Origin of the sequence: Endozoicomonas elysicola (assembly GCF_000710775.1) — a bacterium.
Classification (GTDB): domain Bacteria; phylum Pseudomonadota; class Gammaproteobacteria; order Pseudomonadales; family Endozoicomonadaceae; genus Endozoicomonas; species Endozoicomonas elysicola.
In genome coordinates this window covers 609,316-625,943 of the sequence record NZ_JOJP01000001.1, presented here as the reverse complement: position 1 = coordinate 625,943, position 16,628 = coordinate 609,316, and the positions used below count along the sequence as shown (strand labels likewise).

Annotated in this window: 12 protein-coding genes; 6 read left to right on the top strand and 6 right to left on the bottom strand. The window is 45.8% G+C overall.

Going from position 1 to position 16,628, the window contains the following annotated elements; all coding sequences use genetic code 11:
- Positions 1-2: 2 nt before the first annotated feature.
- Positions 3-1,691: a phosphate ABC transporter permease PstA gene (pstA, locus tag GV64_RS02710; RefSeq protein WP_020584705.1), complete on the bottom strand. Its 1,689-nt coding sequence runs from the start codon at positions 1,689-1,691 to the stop codon at positions 3-5.
- A gap of 31 nt (positions 1,692-1,722) precedes the next feature.
- Positions 1,723-4,023: an ABC transporter permease subunit gene (locus tag GV64_RS02705; protein WP_020584706.1), complete on the bottom strand. Its 2,301-nt coding sequence runs from the start codon at positions 4,021-4,023 to the stop codon at positions 1,723-1,725.
- Positions 4,024-4,859: 836 nt separating this feature from the next.
- Here GV64_RS02705 and GV64_RS02700 point away from each other — a divergent pair.
- A complete protein-coding gene (locus tag GV64_RS02700; RefSeq protein ID WP_020584707.1) occupies positions 4,860-6,179 on the top strand; it encodes a Na+/H+ antiporter family protein in 1,320 nt (439 codons plus the stop codon).
- Between the two features lie 66 nt (positions 6,180-6,245).
- On the opposite strand, the gene GV64_RS02695 is transcribed toward GV64_RS02700, so the two are convergent.
- Complete coding sequence (locus tag GV64_RS02695; RefSeq protein ID WP_020584708.1) at positions 6,246-7,124, bottom strand: LysR family transcriptional regulator; 879 nt, start codon at positions 7,122-7,124, stop codon at positions 6,246-6,248.
- Between the two features lie 310 nt (positions 7,125-7,434).
- On the opposite strand from GV64_RS02695, the gene GV64_RS02690 reads away from it, so the two are divergent.
- The 3 genes from GV64_RS02690 to GV64_RS23545 all read left to right on the top strand — a co-directional run bounded on the left by GV64_RS02690 (position 7,435) and on the right by GV64_RS23545 (position 11,455).
- On the top strand, positions 7,435-8,715 hold the full coding sequence (locus GV64_RS02690; RefSeq protein WP_020584709.1) for a serine hydrolase domain-containing protein: 1,281 nt from the start codon (positions 7,435-7,437) through the stop codon (positions 8,713-8,715).
- Positions 8,716-8,798: 83 nt separating this feature from the next.
- A complete protein-coding gene (locus tag GV64_RS02685) occupies positions 8,799-10,097 on the top strand; it encodes a C45 family autoproteolytic acyltransferase/hydolase (RefSeq protein ID WP_020584710.1) in 1,299 nt (432 codons plus the stop codon).
- Positions 10,098-10,333: 236 nt separating this feature from the next.
- Entirely contained in the window at positions 10,334-11,455 is a 1,122-nt protein-coding gene (locus tag GV64_RS23545; protein ID WP_020584711.1) for a phosphatase PAP2 family protein, read from the top strand.
- Positions 11,456-11,843: 388 nt separating this feature from the next.
- Here GV64_RS23545 and GV64_RS02675 read toward each other — a convergent pair whose 3' ends face one another.
- The 3 genes from GV64_RS02675 to GV64_RS23540 all read right to left on the bottom strand — a co-directional run bounded on the left by GV64_RS02675 (position 11,844) and on the right by GV64_RS23540 (position 14,028).
- Positions 11,844-12,605 carry a hypothetical protein gene (locus GV64_RS02675; protein ID WP_020584712.1) on the bottom strand — a complete coding sequence of 254 codons (762 nt, stop codon included), beginning with the start codon at positions 12,603-12,605 and terminating at the stop codon, positions 11,844-11,846.
- Between the two features lie 92 nt (positions 12,606-12,697).
- Positions 12,698-13,306, bottom strand: coding sequence for an outer membrane beta-barrel protein (locus tag GV64_RS02670; RefSeq protein WP_152553903.1), 609 nt, complete (start codon positions 13,304-13,306; stop codon positions 12,698-12,700).
- 164 nt (positions 13,307-13,470) lie between these two features.
- A complete protein-coding gene (locus tag GV64_RS23540) occupies positions 13,471-14,028 on the bottom strand; it encodes an outer membrane beta-barrel protein (RefSeq protein ID WP_020584714.1) in 558 nt (185 codons plus the stop codon).
- 433 nt (positions 14,029-14,461) lie between these two features.
- Between GV64_RS23540 and GV64_RS02660 the strand changes: the two genes are divergently transcribed.
- Positions 14,462-15,445, top strand: coding sequence for a PLP-dependent cysteine synthase family protein (locus GV64_RS02660; RefSeq protein WP_020584715.1), 984 nt, complete (start codon positions 14,462-14,464; stop codon positions 15,443-15,445).
- Positions 15,442-16,602 (top strand): trans-sulfuration enzyme family protein, encoded by a 1,161-nt coding sequence (locus GV64_RS02655; protein WP_020584716.1) that lies wholly within the window; start codon positions 15,442-15,444, stop codon positions 16,600-16,602. Before GV64_RS02660 ends, GV64_RS02655 begins: the two co-directional genes overlap by 4 nt.
- Positions 16,603-16,628: the final 26 nt, after the last annotated feature.

The window sequence follows — 16,628 nt, the reverse complement described above, 5'->3', positions numbered from 1 at the left end:
GCTCAGTCCTCAAGGCTCTTGTATTTTTCTCGTAACCGATTGCGAATAGCAACGGCGGACAGATTCAGCACAGCAATTACAATCACCAGCAGCAACGCAGTGGCATACACCAGAGGTCTGGCTGCTTCTACATTCGGGCTTTGGAAACCAACGTCAAAAATATGAAAGCCAAGATGCATGAACTTCTGATCAAGATGCAGATAGGGATAGTTGCCATCCAGCGGTAAGCTGGGTGCCAACTTAACAACCCCCACCAGCATCAGTGGTGCTACCTCCCCTGCTGCACGGGCAACCGCCAGTATCAAGCCGGTCATCATGGCAGGGCTCGCCATGGGCAGCACTACCCGCCACAGGGTTTCTGCCTTGGTCGCACCGAGCGCCAGACTGCCTTCCCGAACAGAGCGGGGTATACGGGACAACCCCTCTTCCGTGGCGACAATCACCACCGGCAGGGTCAACAGAGCCAGTGTGATGGATGCCCACAACAACCCCGGAGTACCAAACGTAGGTGATGGCAATGCTTCTGCAAAAAACAGGTTATCGATTTTTGCTCCGGCGAAGTAAATGAAAAAGCCAAGACCAAAGACCCCGTAAACAATTGAAGGAACACCGGCGAGGTTATTTACAGCCACTCGAATGGCCCGGGTCATCCAGCCTTGGTTAGCGTACTCCCGAAGATAGACGGCGGCGATCACACCGAAAGGAGTCACCATAATGGACATTAGAATTACCATCATCACCGTGCCAAAAATGGCAGGAAATACACCGCCTTCGGTATTGGCTTCCCTGGGGTCATCCAGAATGAACTCACCAACCTTGTCAAAGTAAAAACCAATTTTGTCAGTCAATGACATGGTATTGGGCTGATAGGCACGAACCACCTTACTAATCGGCTGTTCCAGCGTTTGTCCATCAACCGTTCTGGCAACAAAGCTGTCACGGTTGAAGGCCCGATAAAGATCTCTCAGCTGGGTTTCCAGCTGCTGATATTCCTGATTCAGTAGCTTGCGTTCAGCCTGAATCTCAGCCTGACGAACCGGATCAATATCACCACTCAGCTCCAGACGGCGCTCTGCCAGCCTCAACTGCTCTATTGAGGCGTTGATTGAACCAATGTCGTGCTTTTCAATCTGGTAGATCGCTTCATAAATCACGAGAGCCCGGTCTAAGCGCTCATTGAAGATGGTCCAGGCCGATTCACCAGTGACAACAGTGGCTCCACCTTCTTGAACTGACTCCAGGAAGCCATAAAAATTACCCCATTCACGACGCTCAAGTACCATGATGTTTTCAGGATACTGCCGGCTGCTTAACCACTCATCAACGATCCAGACAAAGTCAGCACCACTCAGATCCCGGTTGCCCTGCTTCAATAAGTCGCGGGTATAAAGCTCCTGCCCGTCAACCACGTCGAGGCCTGATGACTCCAGACGGGTTGCAGGCACTTCTTCACTGTCGGTAATTTCTCCCGCAACCGTTCTGATGGTCTGCCCGGGGGGCTGGTAATCGGCAACAATGATCTGGCCTGGCCAGAAGTGTCCCAATCCTCGGAAGGCAATCAAACCCAGCAGTCCAATCACCAGAACAAGACTGATGGCAACAGCGCCAGCATTTAACCACACCCAAGGGGAGCCACTTTTAACCCATTCACCTACAGAGCGTTTTCTAGTGCTTAGAAGGGTATTGTTCATGGTAATTTCTATCCTCTTTCCCTTCTTCAACCTAGAGTGAGCTGTACTTCTTACGGAGACGATGACGCACCATCTCCGCCACCGTGTTAACCACAAAGGTAAACAGGAACAGCACCAGAGCGGCAAGGAAGAGAATTCGGTAATGGCTACTACCTACTTCAGACTCAGGCATTTCAACGGCAATATTGGCCGCCAGCGTCCGCATTCCTTCAAAAATATTGGCATCCATAATGGGTGTATTGCCTGTCGCCATCAGTACGATCATGGTTTCACCCACAGCCCTTCCCATACCAATCATCACCGCAGAGAAAATACCCGGACTAGCCGTTAACAGAACCACACGAGTCAGGGTCTGCCATGGTGTTGCTCCCAAAGCCAGAGAACCGTAGGTCAGATGCCGAGGCACACTGAATATCGCATCTTCCGCGATGGAAAATATGGTTGGAATAACGGCAAACCCCATAGCCAATCCTACGACCAGGGCATTACGCTGATCGTAGGGAATACCAAGCTCTGTGGTCAGCCAGGTGCTCATATCATCATCAAAGAGCCAGAGTTCAAGACTGGAACTGAGAGACATGGCCAAAGCACCACTGACTAACACCACGGGAACCAGCAATCCGGCCTGCATACCGTCAGGAATTCGGTGACGAATGCTTGAGGGCAAGCTATCCCAGCCGAAAGCAAATATCAGTATGCCGGCAGGCACAAAGAGCAACAGGACGAAAATACCCACCAGCTGGTTTTCAATCAGGGGGGCCAGCCAGAGTCCAGCAAGAAAACCAAGAATGACCGTAGGCAGGGCCTCCATCAGCTCGATAACCGGCTTTACCTTTCTGCGCATGCCTGGAGCCATAAAATAAGCTGTATAGATTGCCGCGCAAATCGCCAGAGGTGCTGCCAGCAACATAGCGTAAAACGCTGCCTTGAGGGTCCCAAACGACAAAGGCATCAGGCTGAGTTTGGGCTCAAAGTCATTATTTGATGCAGAGGACTGCCATATATAATCAGGCTGACTGTAAGACTCATACCAGACTTTTCCCCAGAGGGCTGACCAGGAAATTTCCGGATGCTCATTCTCAATTTTCAGGAACTGAGTCTCGCCCTGACTTTCCAGAATCAGATAATTCCCTCTTGGAGCTACGGCCATTTGATCAATTCGACCAGCAGCCATGGGCTCCACCAGCAGAGAACGGTTTGCTGTCGTGTAAAACAAGCCTACCTGACCATTAATATCCGAAGCCAGAAACCCCTTGCGCCGGTGCTCCGGAACAATCTTGTCGACTGGATCATTACCGAGACTGAAAGAGCGAATTCTCTTCAAGTTCAGGCTGCCATCCTCACGAACCATAAACCACTGAGCGATATTACCCTCTGAGTCGCCAACCAGCAGGGACACGCCGCCTAACAGGAACGTCAACTCTGTAACGTCTACTCCCTGAGTAGTTAGATTGAGCGTCTCATGGATATAAGGACGATCAATATCGTTGATATTGATCATCGTCAGTTGATTACTTCCACTGAGGACGTAAAGCCAGGTTTGTTCGGGGTCAATAAGTAACTGACGGATATCAAGCTCTTCCCCAGCAGAAAGCCCACTGACAACCGGCACTGTAACTGACTGCCGCTCAATAGTGACTGACTCGGTTAAATAGTCCTCTTCCTTCTTAAAAGCCTCCATCACCAGCTGGTTATATATGCTGGCCGCTACCAAGAGCTTATCCTCACCATCACTGATAGCCAGCTGAGAAACCGGGGCAGATAAACCGCTTATTGCCAAGGGCTGGCGGTCGTAGGGATAGCTGACTTCTGGTGTGATCTTCCGGCGGTCATCAGGCCAGGTAATCCTGTAGCCCTGCTCAAAAAGGATGATCTCCCCTGTTGAGAGGCCAGCAGCCATCAGATTGGAACTGGAATCACTCTTTACCACCTGGGCCACTTCACTGCCTGCGGGTACCGGCAGAGGCTCATTCTTCAGCCGCTCTCCGGTTTCTGCAGAAAAAAAGCGCAGATTACCGGAAGCCTCTGCTTTCATTGCTACTTCAGCCTGCTCTTCGACTGATAGAAACATCGGTACTTTTTTCGTATCGCCTGATGTCTGAATCGATGGGTATGAAGAAACCTGCGTAATTTCCGCGCTTTTGAATAGCGGCAGAACCTCATAGAGCAGGTAAAAGAAAATCAGGAGAATCGCCAGAATAACGCCAAGCCCCCCAGAGGCGACCCCCCAGCGGGCAAGACGGTCTTTTAAGAAGCGCAGAGAACGATATTTTTTTAGTGCCGGTGCATTGAAATCAATACCCGGGCTGTTATTTATCGATTTTTGATACATAGCGCAAGCCGGATTTCAGGTTCTGTTGGCATAAGTTTGTCAGGCTCAGCTCAAGCCAGAGCGCTCAGGCCAATACCCACACTGAGCACCAGGGCGCAAGAACGCAGGAATACTGACGTCTTTCAAGTTCTTACAACACCGGTATGGATGCTCTGTGAGCTGAGCACCACAAACTTATGTCAACAGAACCTACATCATGCTCGTAAGATACAGAATCAATATGACAGTAATGTGACAAAGAGTACTTTCACTCCAAGTAAGATAAAGGCAAGTGCTTACCAACCCATAATCAACCTATTTGAAAGACCTACCATATGATTGTGCACTTCCCAGAGTATCTAACTAAATTGAGATAAAGTGATTGGTTTTTCATAACTGTAAAGAGAAAAAATCATTGCCTGAGCTAACAGTTCATTGTAATTTAACTACTGCTAGGAACGGCTGCAGGCATTAAATATCTGAGCTTGCAGTCCTGTTGTAAGAGCATAAAGACCAGAGAAAATAACGATGTTGCCCAGAAAGCTGCTAACAATGCGAAGTGCTGACACCCGATCAGAACAGTGTAACTCTGCCCTTTCTATTGCCTCTTCTCTGCATTCCCACCGACACCATCTCCACCATTGATCTAATGGTTCGGTCATACCCGAACACATTTACTTTTATCGCCTGAGCTTCTAGCCTCAATGTGGAATATATAAATTTCCAACTAGAAAAAAAGATCTCAAGGCAAAACTAATCGCTGGATGCGACTGCTCTTAAGGAGTTCTACGCTGATCTGCTATGGATTGTGCTGTGGATTGAAGTATCGCAAACCAATATAACAAAACTGGATTACTATGAACGCTGTCATTTTGGCTGTTGCCATCATGCTGACCTTGAGTGTCTTGCGTGTAAACGTTGTACTCGCACTTTTTTTAGGTGCTATCGGTGGTGGTCTTGCAGGTGGACTGGGGTTTGATGCAACTCTAACTGCTTTTACTGAAGGCTTGGGGGGCGGTGCCAGCATCGCCATCAGTTATGGAATGCTTGGTGCCTTTGCTATGGCCATATCTGCATCCGGAATTCCCCAATGGCTGGCTGACCGTATTATTCAGAGAGTAGCCCAAACCCGAAAAACTGCAGGCATCCGGGTCTCAATCCTTGGAAGTATCCTTTTGATGGCATTTGCCTCTCAGAATGTAGTACCCGTCCACATAGCCTTTATCCCTATTCTGATTCCACCGTTACTGGGTGTTTTCAGTTCTTTACAACTTGATCGCAGGGCGGTAGCAAGCACACTGTCGTTTGGACTAATTGCGACCTATCTGCTGGTCCCCATTGGCTTCGGGAATATCTATCTGACCCAGATCCTGGCGGGCAACCTTAACGATAATGGCTTGAACATTGACCCTGACCTGATGCCATCTGCCATGGCTCTTCCAGTACTTGGCATGTTTATTGGTCTGCTTGTCGCCGTGTTCTGGACGTACCGGAAACCACGTCACTACCACATTGAAGAGGATGCTCTGGAAACGGCTGAAGAAAACCAGCAGCCCATGGAGCCAAAAGCAGTCTTGATTACTCTGGCATCCATCGCAGCAGCACTCGGTGTCCAACTGTTCACAGACTCCATGGCTATGGGTGCTGCTACAGGCTTTATGATGATGATCCTCGGTGGCATTGTGAACTGGCGGGAAGCTGATGATGTCTTTGCCCGGGGCGTAAGAATGATGGCTCTCTGCGGGTTTATCATGATCTCTGCATCCGGCTTTGCCGAAGTGCTCAGAGCAACGGGGGATATCCCTGCCCTGGTGGCCATGGTTGAGGAGCTGGTTTTTGGCAGCAAGCCGCTGGCTGCGTTTCTAATGTTGGTTGTCGGGTTGCTGATCACCATGGGTATTGGTTCTTCATTCTCAACCATTCCCATCATTGCTACTCTCTATGTCCCTCTGGCACTGGCCCTTGGCTTTTCGCCCCTGGCTACTGCCGCGATTGTTGGTGCATCCGGTGCTCTGGGTGACGCAGGCTCTCCAGCCTCGGACTCTACTATTGGCCCAACCGCCGGGCTTGATGTCGATGGGCAGCATGATCACATTCGTGATACCGTCATTCCAACGTTCATGCACTACAACATTCCCATGATCCTATTTGCCTGGATTGCGGCGATGATTTTATAGAAGCATTGAAAAGCGGAGCATTTACGTTCCGCTTTTCATTTTCAGAGGCAATAAAGCCTCCCTTGATTAAGAAGCTTCATCCCCCTTGTTATGGATAACACGGTCAATAATGTATTCCATAACCGGTCCAGGATGACGATCTGCTCTCCAGGCAAGACCAATCGGTACCTGAAAAACTGCCTGGGGGTGATTAAGAATGACGAGCTCCTGATTTCTGATTTGATCCATCACCAAATTTTTTGGACAAAAAGTCCAACCTAACTGCCTGCGAACCAGATCAATTGAGGTTCGATAATCAGGCACCTGCCAGAAGATATTGGAAAATCGGTACTGGTTTAGGCTGTGAGAGTCATGCCGCAATGGCCAGATCTGACGGTGACTTGAGAGATCGGTGTACTCCAGCGACTCATACTTCGCCAAAGGGTGCTGAGGGTGACAGACTGCAACAAAATCACAAAACCCAGTCTGATGACAATTAAATATTGATGGATCCGGGTTGCGGAGAAGTGCATAAATCAAATCCACTTCGCCGCTATATAACTTAGATGATATTTCATCATCAAAACCATTAATGATAGTGATATTGAGAGAGGGGTATTTCTGATCAAAGCCTTCAACAAGATCCAGGAGAAAACCGCTATCAAGTCCATGGACCATACCTATGGACAGACGCTGTTCTTCAGCCTGCATAATACTGGCCAGCTTCAATTCCATCATTTCCTTGTCCGCCAATAACGAGCGGCACACAGCTAGCAGGGATTGTCCTTCCTTGGTCAGCTCTGGCTTATAACCCTGTCGATCAAACAGACAAATTCCCCAGTCATCTTCCAATCCCTGAATCCAGTTACTGACCATTGTTCTGGGCTTTCTCATTCTTCTGGCAGCAGAAGAAATTGAGCCCGTATCATGCGTAAGAACAAGCGCTTTAATCGCGTTATATTTCATTACATTCTCCCCCAAGAAACCTTTGAATGTATGAAAGTTTTTATTATGTCATTGTCGTTTCATTTAAAGTATGAGTGCAGCGCAAGTTTTAATATGATGCCTTACTCAAACTGGTACTTTTTATAGTGCTCAGCGTAGAACAAAGAATGGAATCTTCTATCGCCGTTCACAGACAGCCCCTCACACTCTCTATTCCTGACCAACAAAATAATAATAGAGACCTGTAACTTTTTCATGACAGAGTCTGACATGCCCCTCTGATTAAAAGGCATCAAAATGGCCACATAATTTATAGGGAGCGTCGAAGAAAATGAAAACAAAAGTTAAAAAAGCAGGCCTCTTAGCTTCTCTAATCTTGACATCAGTGTTTGCAAGCGCTCTTGAGCTGAATGGACCTGATGCAAGCTTTCTCAATCAGGTTAAAAACTATGGCCTGACCCAGGAAAACTGGGATAGCGGTGAGATGGCCACTGCCAGCTTCCAGAATGCCTGGAAATTTACTCACTCCTACACCATTGAGAAATCTGGTCACCCGTCAGAGCAATGGAAAGCACAAGAAAAACTGAATTTAAAAGAAATACAGGTCAACGATGCGGACGGTCCATTAAGTCTTGAGGTCTTACTGCGCGACCGACTTCACAACAATGCCATGGTTGTACTCAAAGGGGATAACCTGATTCATGAGCATTACTGGAATGGCTTGTCTCCAGACAGTAAAACACTGGTCATGTCCGTAACCAAATCATTCACCAGTATGCTGGCCGCCATAGCGGTTGAGGAGGGCAAACTGGATATGAGCCGGCAGGTTCAGGACTATCTGCCAGAGCTAAAAGGGTCTGCTTTTGCCAACAGCACCGTTCAGGAAGTTTCCGACATGCGCTCTGGCATTAAAGTCAATATTGCACCTGGCCTGTCATGGGATCATGCAATGACTCACGCTCAGGAGTGGAATGGTTACGTCGAAGGGCGGTTGAAAGGCACCATCGAATACGCCAAGACCGTAAAAGCCAGACAATATCCAACAGGTCAGGCTTACCAATACCAATGCATTAATACCGAAGTTCTTGGTTTAGTCGTTGAAAAAACAATGGGCAAAAAGCTTCCAGAGTTATTTTCTGAAAAAGTCTGGAGTCATCTTGGTGTAGAGAGCAATGCTGTATGGCAATCAGACCCCACTGGTTATGTTGTTGCATCCGGTGGTCTGAATATCACGACCAGAGATCTGGCAAAAGTCGGCCGGATGCTCCTGAATGATGGCAAAAACAATCAGGGTGAACAGATCATTCCCAAGGCATTTATTGACAACCTGATGGAAGGCAATGATGAGGTTCGATCTGCCTGGAAGTACAACAAAGAATCTCACCTTGCTCCTGACGCCTGGTATAAAGACCAGTTCCGGGTAATGAATATCAAAGGCCGAAAAATGCTCGCGATGGTTGGCATACATGGACAGAGTGTGATCATGGACAAAGATTCTGGCACTGTCATCGCTACTGCCGGCAGTTACGCCCGGCCAGAAACACCAAGAATGGCATTAATGATGTTTCAGGAAATGGCACCCGCCATTATCAAGGCCGCAGAAAATATCTAAAACAACCAATACTCTTTCAATAACAGGAATACCATCATGACTATCGATGGTGTTTCTGTTCAAGGATAGAAAGTAGATCACCCATGCGTAAAAACATTATTCCGATATTCTTTGCCGCCATTTTTTGTTCAGGCGTTCAGGCCCAGAATCTGACGGGCGTCCCTCCGGTCGAGTATCAGGTTGAATTAAATAATGAACAGTCAGAATTTTTCACCGTCGAAGTAAAAGGTAGTGCTTATGAGCGAGGTATACAGCATGGAGAAGCACTACGAAAAGTAATCAGACCGACACTCAACCGATTCAAGTACGACATGGTATCAGCCTTCCTTAAAGAGGCAGGTACTGACTATAACTGGTCAGATTACCGACAGTTCTTTTTCGACAATACAGGGCTTTTCCAGACTGCTAAAAAGGAAGCACCTGAACTGGTTGAGGAAATTAAAGGTATTGCCCATGGTGCAAACCTGGATTTCAAGGATGTATTTATCTACAACCTGAATTTCGACGAAACGTTCTGGGTTCTGGAAAAAATGACAGGGATTGATCCCATGCTTGCTTCAGCAAAAGCAGGCTTAGATCAGGTCACCGGCCACTGTTCTCACGGTTCGGTATGGGCCGCTGGGGAAGCCACTGTCGGATACACGCTTGACTGGACCCGGCACTTTGAAGGAAGTCAGACACTGATCAAGCATGTATTAGACGATGGAACTGTACTATTAACCACCACCTATGCTGGTACTCTGATTGGTCACGGAATTAATGCCAGCAACGGTTATACCTTCACGCCCCATTCGAAGTTCCAGCTGGCTCATGATATCGATAATGGATTGGCTCAAATTTTTATTTATCGCAAACTGCTGGAAGCCGGATCCGTTGATAAAGCCATCACACTGCTTGAAAGAATCAAGCCCGCGGCAGGCCTGGCTTATACCCTGACGGATAAAAATGGCACCCGTACCTTTGAGGTTTCTTCAAATCATCAAACAGAGTTAACAACGGGTGGTCAGTGGATGGCGGTTGCCAATGTAGCTCGCGTAAATAATGATTTATCCACCTCTTATCGGGAAGCATTGAAACTGACCAGTAAACAGATAGATATGAACAATCTTCCAGAAGCGTATTGGCAATATAATGATGACAGTGTTGTTCGATATAACATGATATCAAGTGCAATAAAAGGTAAAACACCGGAAGAAATGACGCCGGTAAAATGGGAAGCACTGTTTTCAAAAAAGCCGATCAACAAGCCTGTCGATGAGAAAATTGAGACATCCAACCTGTGGCATGTCGTCGAAATAGATGATGAGTATATTGAGTATCATGTCTCACCGGGCAACCCAGGGAATATCCAGCTGGAAAGCTACCGCTTCAAATATCAATAAGAAATAAAAAAAGCCTGTCGGAAAACTATTCCCTCAGGCTTTTTTCTTACCCCCGTACTGCCCAAAACCAGTAAATTCCTACCTTATAAATAGAAAAAGTCATGAAAAAAATCAAAAGCCACAGTTTAAAAGTCTTGGCATCAGCCCTGCCCATTTGCCTGTTTAGCCCTGTCAGTTAAGGCAATACGACTGAAACCATTGGTGACTGGACACAAATCGTAACACCTCTCATCAGCTTGGGACTCACTTATTATCATGAGGATGCGGACGGTCGATGGCAGTTTGTTAAGTCTTTTGCTGCATCTCAGTTGATGGTTCATGGCGCCAAGCTGATGATCGAAAAGAGACGCCCTAATTACGATGAATTTTCCTCTAGCAATAATCCTCCAAACTCTTTTCCTTCAGGCCATACCAGCGCAGCTTTTGGTGGTGCATCCTTTATCTATTCTCGTTATGGTGCTCAATGGGGGCTGCCAGCCTACGCAATGGCAGCCTTCACGGGGTATAGCTGGGTCTATGCGGAAAAGCACTACTGGGATGATGTAATTGCGGGAGCCAGTATTGCCACTCTATCTTCTCTGTACTTTGTTAACTCAGTGAATGACGATATTGCCTTTCTGCCATGCAGTGATGGGCTTGGTGTTAACATCGTTATGTCATCTGCGGTCTTTGACAGCAGGAGTAGTCAAGAGAAGAAGAGATATAACACTGACTTTGAAGGTAAATACTACTTCGAATTCTACCCTTCAATCAGCCACTTCACTTCCAATGATTTTGCTGGCGGTGGAACCGGGATTGACTATAAACATGCTGAAAATGAAATAATGACATCAGCCGTCCGCTGGAGTTATCAGGCTGATAGCCTTAATCATCTCTCTTTCTTCTGGCACCCTTATGAGATAAGGGCACTAGGTGAAGTCTCTGGTGAGCAGTACCATTCCCGCTTTATGGCTAATGATTTTCGTGTGAGCTGGTTGCACCATTTACCGTTAACTTATCGGTTTCCTGGAAAGATGGGAGTCTCACTGGTTGCTCAGTATACAGAAGCAGAAATCTATAAAAGCCCGACAAGCAGATCTACCCAGGCTGATAAGAGTGAGTGGTTTTTCTATCCCATGATCTCCGGATCACTTGAGTATCAGTTTGGCAATGGAATTGGCCTCACGGCCAGTGGCTCCTGGGGGAAAAACAGTAAAGGTAAGATTCGTGATGCATCTATGGAGGTAAATTATCGATTCGACCCACGCTGGGATGTAGGGGCTGGCTATAACTGGTATGAACGAGACCAACCCGACAGTTCATCCTTTCGTCATATTGAATTCGATAACTATTATGTTAAGGCTGGCTATCGGTTTTGAATCAAGCGTAGAGATATACAGGTTAGAAAAGCTGCGAGTCAGTGGTTGTTCTAACCTGATATTCAAAGCGATTGATTCAAGAGTATCCAGACTAATCCCTCCGCGTAAAATAGAGAAAACCCCACTGCAAAAATACAATTTTTCATTCTAATAGTGATTAATGATTATGAAAAAATGAGGTCAATTTAGCTTTAAGACGTTCAATTATGAACACAGTACTTTTTCCTCTACTTATTCCATCAACTCTTAAAAGACGCATACTGATTTTTATTACATACTCATATTTGAAAATAAAAAAAGGGCCTTATCATTACTATGACAAAGCCCTTTAATAACAAACTGAATAGAATCTATAAACAAATTAAGGTTAAGTAAAAACCGATTAATGTTAGAAGTAATGACTTACACCAACCATTACATCAGCTTCTTCTGCTCTCGCGCCTCGTAATAATTTTTTACCTTTAAGCTTTGTGTATCCAGCTTTTATATCCCACCAGGTTTTCCCGCTGTCTGTTAATGGTCCACCAAAAGAAATTTCCAGTTTTGTTGTGGAAAGGTCTTTCAGCTTTGTATATTGAGGAGAAACCATTGAGTACAATCCGCTATCGCCGATATAAAAGCTGTTAAACAGATTAAACTGATAACCTTTACTTTTCAACACTTGGCCTTCGCCTTTTATTTTTGATTCCACCAGTGCCAAGTTTGGAAACACTGTCATCCAGTCAACGGGAGTCTCAACTTTTCCAATAATGCCAAATGCGGTAGTGGTATCTTTTGACTTGGCATTACGAATATAGTCAACTGACACGCCTATATTAGAAACCAGATGACTTCCTGTATCAAACACAGTAAAAAGACGACCCCGAGTATCGGCAGTGCCATCATTATTAAAACCCTGCTCAAGAAGACCAAGGTATTGTGAACTCTCATTGAAAGCACCTGAAATCCCTCCTGTTAATTTACCAACACCCATACTGGTGCGATTGTCTTCTGCCTTGGAACTGGACATTCCTCCCTGCGCCCATATAAAACTTTGGGCACTGGTCAAATCCGCAGGATCAGGACTTGGCTGCTGATCAGCGTGTAACAGGGAGCAGGAAACTAATACATATAAGGCAATAACCACAACAGTGGCTTTTTTAAGATTCATAATGAATAATCTTTATTTATGCTAACACTATGAAATAAGATATAGCCATTGAGAGAAATCCTTTTCTCTCTGACTTTCTTGTAGAGCCTCTATTAGAAGCGATAGGATGCAGAGAGGTAAGCTTGGCGAGAGTTATTAAATTTTACTTCCCCATTGCCAAACTCTCCTGCATCTAACTTCACTTTGGCGTTATTACCAAGGTATTTCATACCAAGTTCCATATCCACTGGTCCGGCCTGAAACATGACGCCAGCCTGGGCGCCATAAGCCAGTGCTGTTTTGTTCTTCCCGAAGGCACCAACCCTTGTCGCACCAAGGGAAACACCTGCAAAAAGCCTGATGGAAGAATCTTTCATAAAGACATAGTCACTGGATAACATCAGACTTTTCTGACTGTTAACAACCCGATCGCCATCCACTTTAGAATTTTTAAACTTGTTTTTACTCAATGTTCCATATACACGGACATTATCATCCAGGTATTTACCTACTCTCACACCGTAAAACTTACTTTTGGCTTTTTTATCAGATACAGATCCTGATAAATCTTTTTCTGAAATGAAATCATGTACAGTTCCACTGGCTGAAATTTTGTTATTAGCTTTACCACCTTCCAAACCAACAAACCAGTCACCCGCCATCGCAGTTGAAGACAAAGTGGCAACAGTGATAGCTGCAGCAATGGTCATTATCTTTTTCATTTGAATCCCCCAATACAGTTTTAATAACAAGATACTTTTATAAATAACATCTTGATAAATTCGAAATATGAAATATTAATTTATTGATTCCATCAGCCATTAAATATGGTCAATTAAGAATGGAGAAAATTCCATCTCTCTCCCACACACCACACAATAATTAATCAGAAGCGGTACGATGCAGACAGGTATGCCTGTCGAGAGTTTTTCAACTTAGCTTGCATACCATCCTTTTTTACCTTTGCGTTATTACCAATATATTTTGCACCTATCTCCATATCTACCGGTCCTGCCTGAAACATCACACCAGCTTGTGCACCATAAGCGAGACCCGTCGTGCTTTTTCCAGCAATACCAATGCGTGTAGCTCCGAGAGAACCACCAACAAATGGCCGAATGGAAGAATCTTCCATAAATACATAGTCACTGGATAACATCAGGCTTTTCTGATTCTTAATAAATTTTCCACCCGCGTTATCATTGATCTCTTTGAATTTGTTCTTGCTCAGAGTTCCATAAACCCGGATATTATCATCCAGGTATTTACCAACTCTTACACCATAAAACTTACTCTTTGCTTTATCGTCGGAAACAATCTCTTTAATTTCTGCTTTGTTATAAGCTTTACCACCTTCGATACCAGCAAACCATTCACCAGCCATGGCAGTTGATGATAAAGTTGCAACAACAACAGCGGCAGTAATAGCAGTAATCTTTTTCATTGTGTGACCTCACTAAGATTTATAAGTTTATTCAATACTTGTGTGTGTTTTATTTGTGTTGACTTCGTTGTGAAGTCGAGACTAGTTTCACACTTTAAAAAAAAGAGGTCATATCAGACTCTGTAACTGATTTATGACGGAGTACGCATTACGGTTTTTTTATTGCAACAAGCTACGTAAAAACCACTACCAAAAAAATACCAAATCTCGTGATATGGCAGAACCATACGTGTAAATGACTGACACTTTTTTATTGCAGCCTTGCTTTTTCAATTTATTTCCATAATTACTCCGTCATTTTCTCTGCATAACTGATTGATCAAAGATCAGACAAAATATCTACTCAGCTATATCGTTAAAACAATCCATTCCAAGCCACTCTCTATTTTTGCCAATACTGTGATCGCCAGTACAACTGTTGGTTACCACCTGTATGACTCAAAAAACATCGATACTAGATCTGATCGGCAATACCCCACTTATCCGGCTGACCCACTTTGATACTGGCTGCTGCCAGCTATACATCAAACTGGAATGCAACAACCCCAACGGCTCTATCAAAGACAGAACAGCACTGAGCATTATCAACACAGCAGAGAGCAAGGGAGAACTGAAGCCCGGGCAGGAGATTATTGAAGCAACCGCAGGTAATACCGGCATAAGCCTCTCAGCCATTTGCCGCGCCAAAGGTTATCAGATGAATACGGTCATACCTGACAAAATGAGTCAGGAGAAAATAGATCTACTCAAGATGATGGGCGCTAACGTGATTCTCACCCGTTCAGATGTTAGCCGTGGTCACCCTGACTATTATCTGGATCTGGCAGAAAGGCTCAGTCAGCAGAAGGGATACTTTTACACCAACCAGTTTGCCAATAAGGCAAATATTGAAGCCCATTTCAAAACCACTGGTCCGGAAATCTGGCAGCAAACCGCAGGCAAGGTAGATGCGTTTGTCTGTGGTGTGGGTACCGGAGGCACATTGACCGGTGCCGGTCGCTACCTGAAAGCTCAAAAGCCAAGAGTAGAACTGATTCTGGCAGATCCCGAAGGTTCGTTGCTGGCAGATAAGGTCAACAACGCTCCAGAAAAAACGCCCGGCAGCTGGCTGGTCGAAGGGATCGGAGAAGACTTTGTCCCTGATAACTGCGATCTGTCCCTGGCGGATCAAGCCTTCACTATTTCAGATCAAGATGCCTTCAGCCATACAAGAGCACTGTTTAACAGGGAACTGATTCTGGCGGGCACTTCAACAGGTGTTTTACTAGCGGCAGCACTGAGATATTGTCAGCAACAGACCACCCCTAAAACCGTAGTTACCCTTGCCTGTGACACTGGCAACCGCTATCTATCTAAAGCATTTAATCATCAGTGGCTTGAACAGCATCACCTAACTGGAGAACTGGAAAGCCTATGACCAGTAAAAGCATGCGTTTTGCTACCCGTACCATTCATGGTGGCCAGGAGCTTGATCCGGTTACCGGTGCGGTCATGCCTGCTATTGTGACCTCGTCCACCTATGCACAGCAGGCTCCCGGGCAACACACCGGGTTTGAATACTCAAGAAGCCAGAACCCTACCCGTTTTGCCCTTGAGCGCCAGCTCGCCAGCCTGGAAAATGGCCGGAAAGGGTATGCCTTTGCCTCAGGTCTGGCCGCTATTGCCACCGTTCTTGAGCTGCTCGACCACGGTGATCATGTCATTGCCATGGATGATCTTTATGGTGGTTCTTTCCGTCTGTTTGACCAGGTACGCAGGAGAAGTGCCGGTTTGTCATTCAGCTTTATTGATATGTCTGCTCCACAGGCCTTTCAGAGAGCCATTCAAAATAATACCCGAATGATCTGGATAGAGAGCCCAACCAACCCCCTGCTTAAATTGGTTGATATCGAAGCCATCTGTGATCTGGCCCGGAAAAGAAACATTCTGGTCGTTGTGGATAACACGTTTGCCACCCCGTTTAACCAGCAACCATTGAACCTGGGGGCAGACATTGTCGTGCACTCAACCACCAAATATCTGAACGGCCATTCAGATATCATTGGTGGTGCAGTGATTATTGGTGATAATCCTGAACTCAATGACCAGATGACGTTCCTGCAGAATGCCATTGGCAGTATTGCTGGTCCATTTGACAGCTATCTGGCATTACGTGGAATCAAGACGCTGGCATTACGCATGCAAGCCCATAATGATAATGCTCAACAATTGGCCGAATGGCTGGAAAGCCACCAGCAGATAGAAAAAGTAATTTATCCTGGTTTAAAAAGTTATCCACAACATCATTTAGCCAAACGACAAATGACAGGATTTAGTGGAATTATTTCAGTCTTAATAAAAGGGTCGCTTGAGGAAAGCTCACGCTTTTTCTCAACGCTGAAGGTGTTTACTCTGGCTGAAAGTCTTGGTGGTGTGGAAAGCCTCGCTGAGCAACCAGCCATTATGACCCATGCCAGCATTCCTCCCGAGACCCGCAGACAGATTGGTATTCACGACAACCTGATCCGTCTCTCTGTTGGAATAGAGGATATTGATGATCTGAAAAAGGATCTTGATCAGGCGTTGATGGGTTAGCCAATATAAAAGCCACTCATGACAGT

Coding starts and splice junctions, on each gene's coding strand:
- GV64_RS02685 (WP_020584710.1), top strand. CDS start 8,799: ATGCGTAAAAACATTATTCCGATATTCTTTGCCGCCATTTTTTGTTCA.
- GV64_RS02695 (WP_020584708.1), bottom strand. CDS start 7,124: ATGAAATATAACGCGATTAAAGCGCTTGTTCTTACGCATGATACGGGC.
- pstA (WP_020584705.1), bottom strand. CDS start 1,691: ATGAACAATACCCTTCTAAGCACTAGAAAACGCTCTGTAGGTGAATGG.
- GV64_RS02705 (WP_020584706.1), bottom strand. CDS start 4,023: ATGTATCAAAAATCGATAAATAACAGCCCGGGTATTGATTTCAATGCA.
- GV64_RS02655 (WP_020584716.1), top strand. CDS start 15,442: ATGACCAGTAAAAGCATGCGTTTTGCTACCCGTACCATTCATGGTGGC.
- GV64_RS02660 (WP_020584715.1), top strand. CDS start 14,462: ATGACTCAAAAAACATCGATACTAGATCTGATCGGCAATACCCCACTT.
- GV64_RS02700 (WP_020584707.1), top strand. CDS start 4,860: ATGAACGCTGTCATTTTGGCTGTTGCCATCATGCTGACCTTGAGTGTC.
- GV64_RS02690 (WP_020584709.1), top strand. CDS start 7,435: ATGAAAACAAAAGTTAAAAAAGCAGGCCTCTTAGCTTCTCTAATCTTG.
- GV64_RS02670 (WP_152553903.1), bottom strand. CDS start 13,306: ATGAAAAAGATAATGACCATTGCTGCAGCTATCACTGTTGCCACTTTG.
- GV64_RS02675 (WP_020584712.1), bottom strand. CDS start 12,605: ATGAATCTTAAAAAAGCCACTGTTGTGGTTATTGCCTTATATGTATTA.
- GV64_RS23540 (WP_020584714.1), bottom strand. CDS start 14,028: ATGAAAAAGATTACTGCTATTACTGCCGCTGTTGTTGTTGCAACTTTA.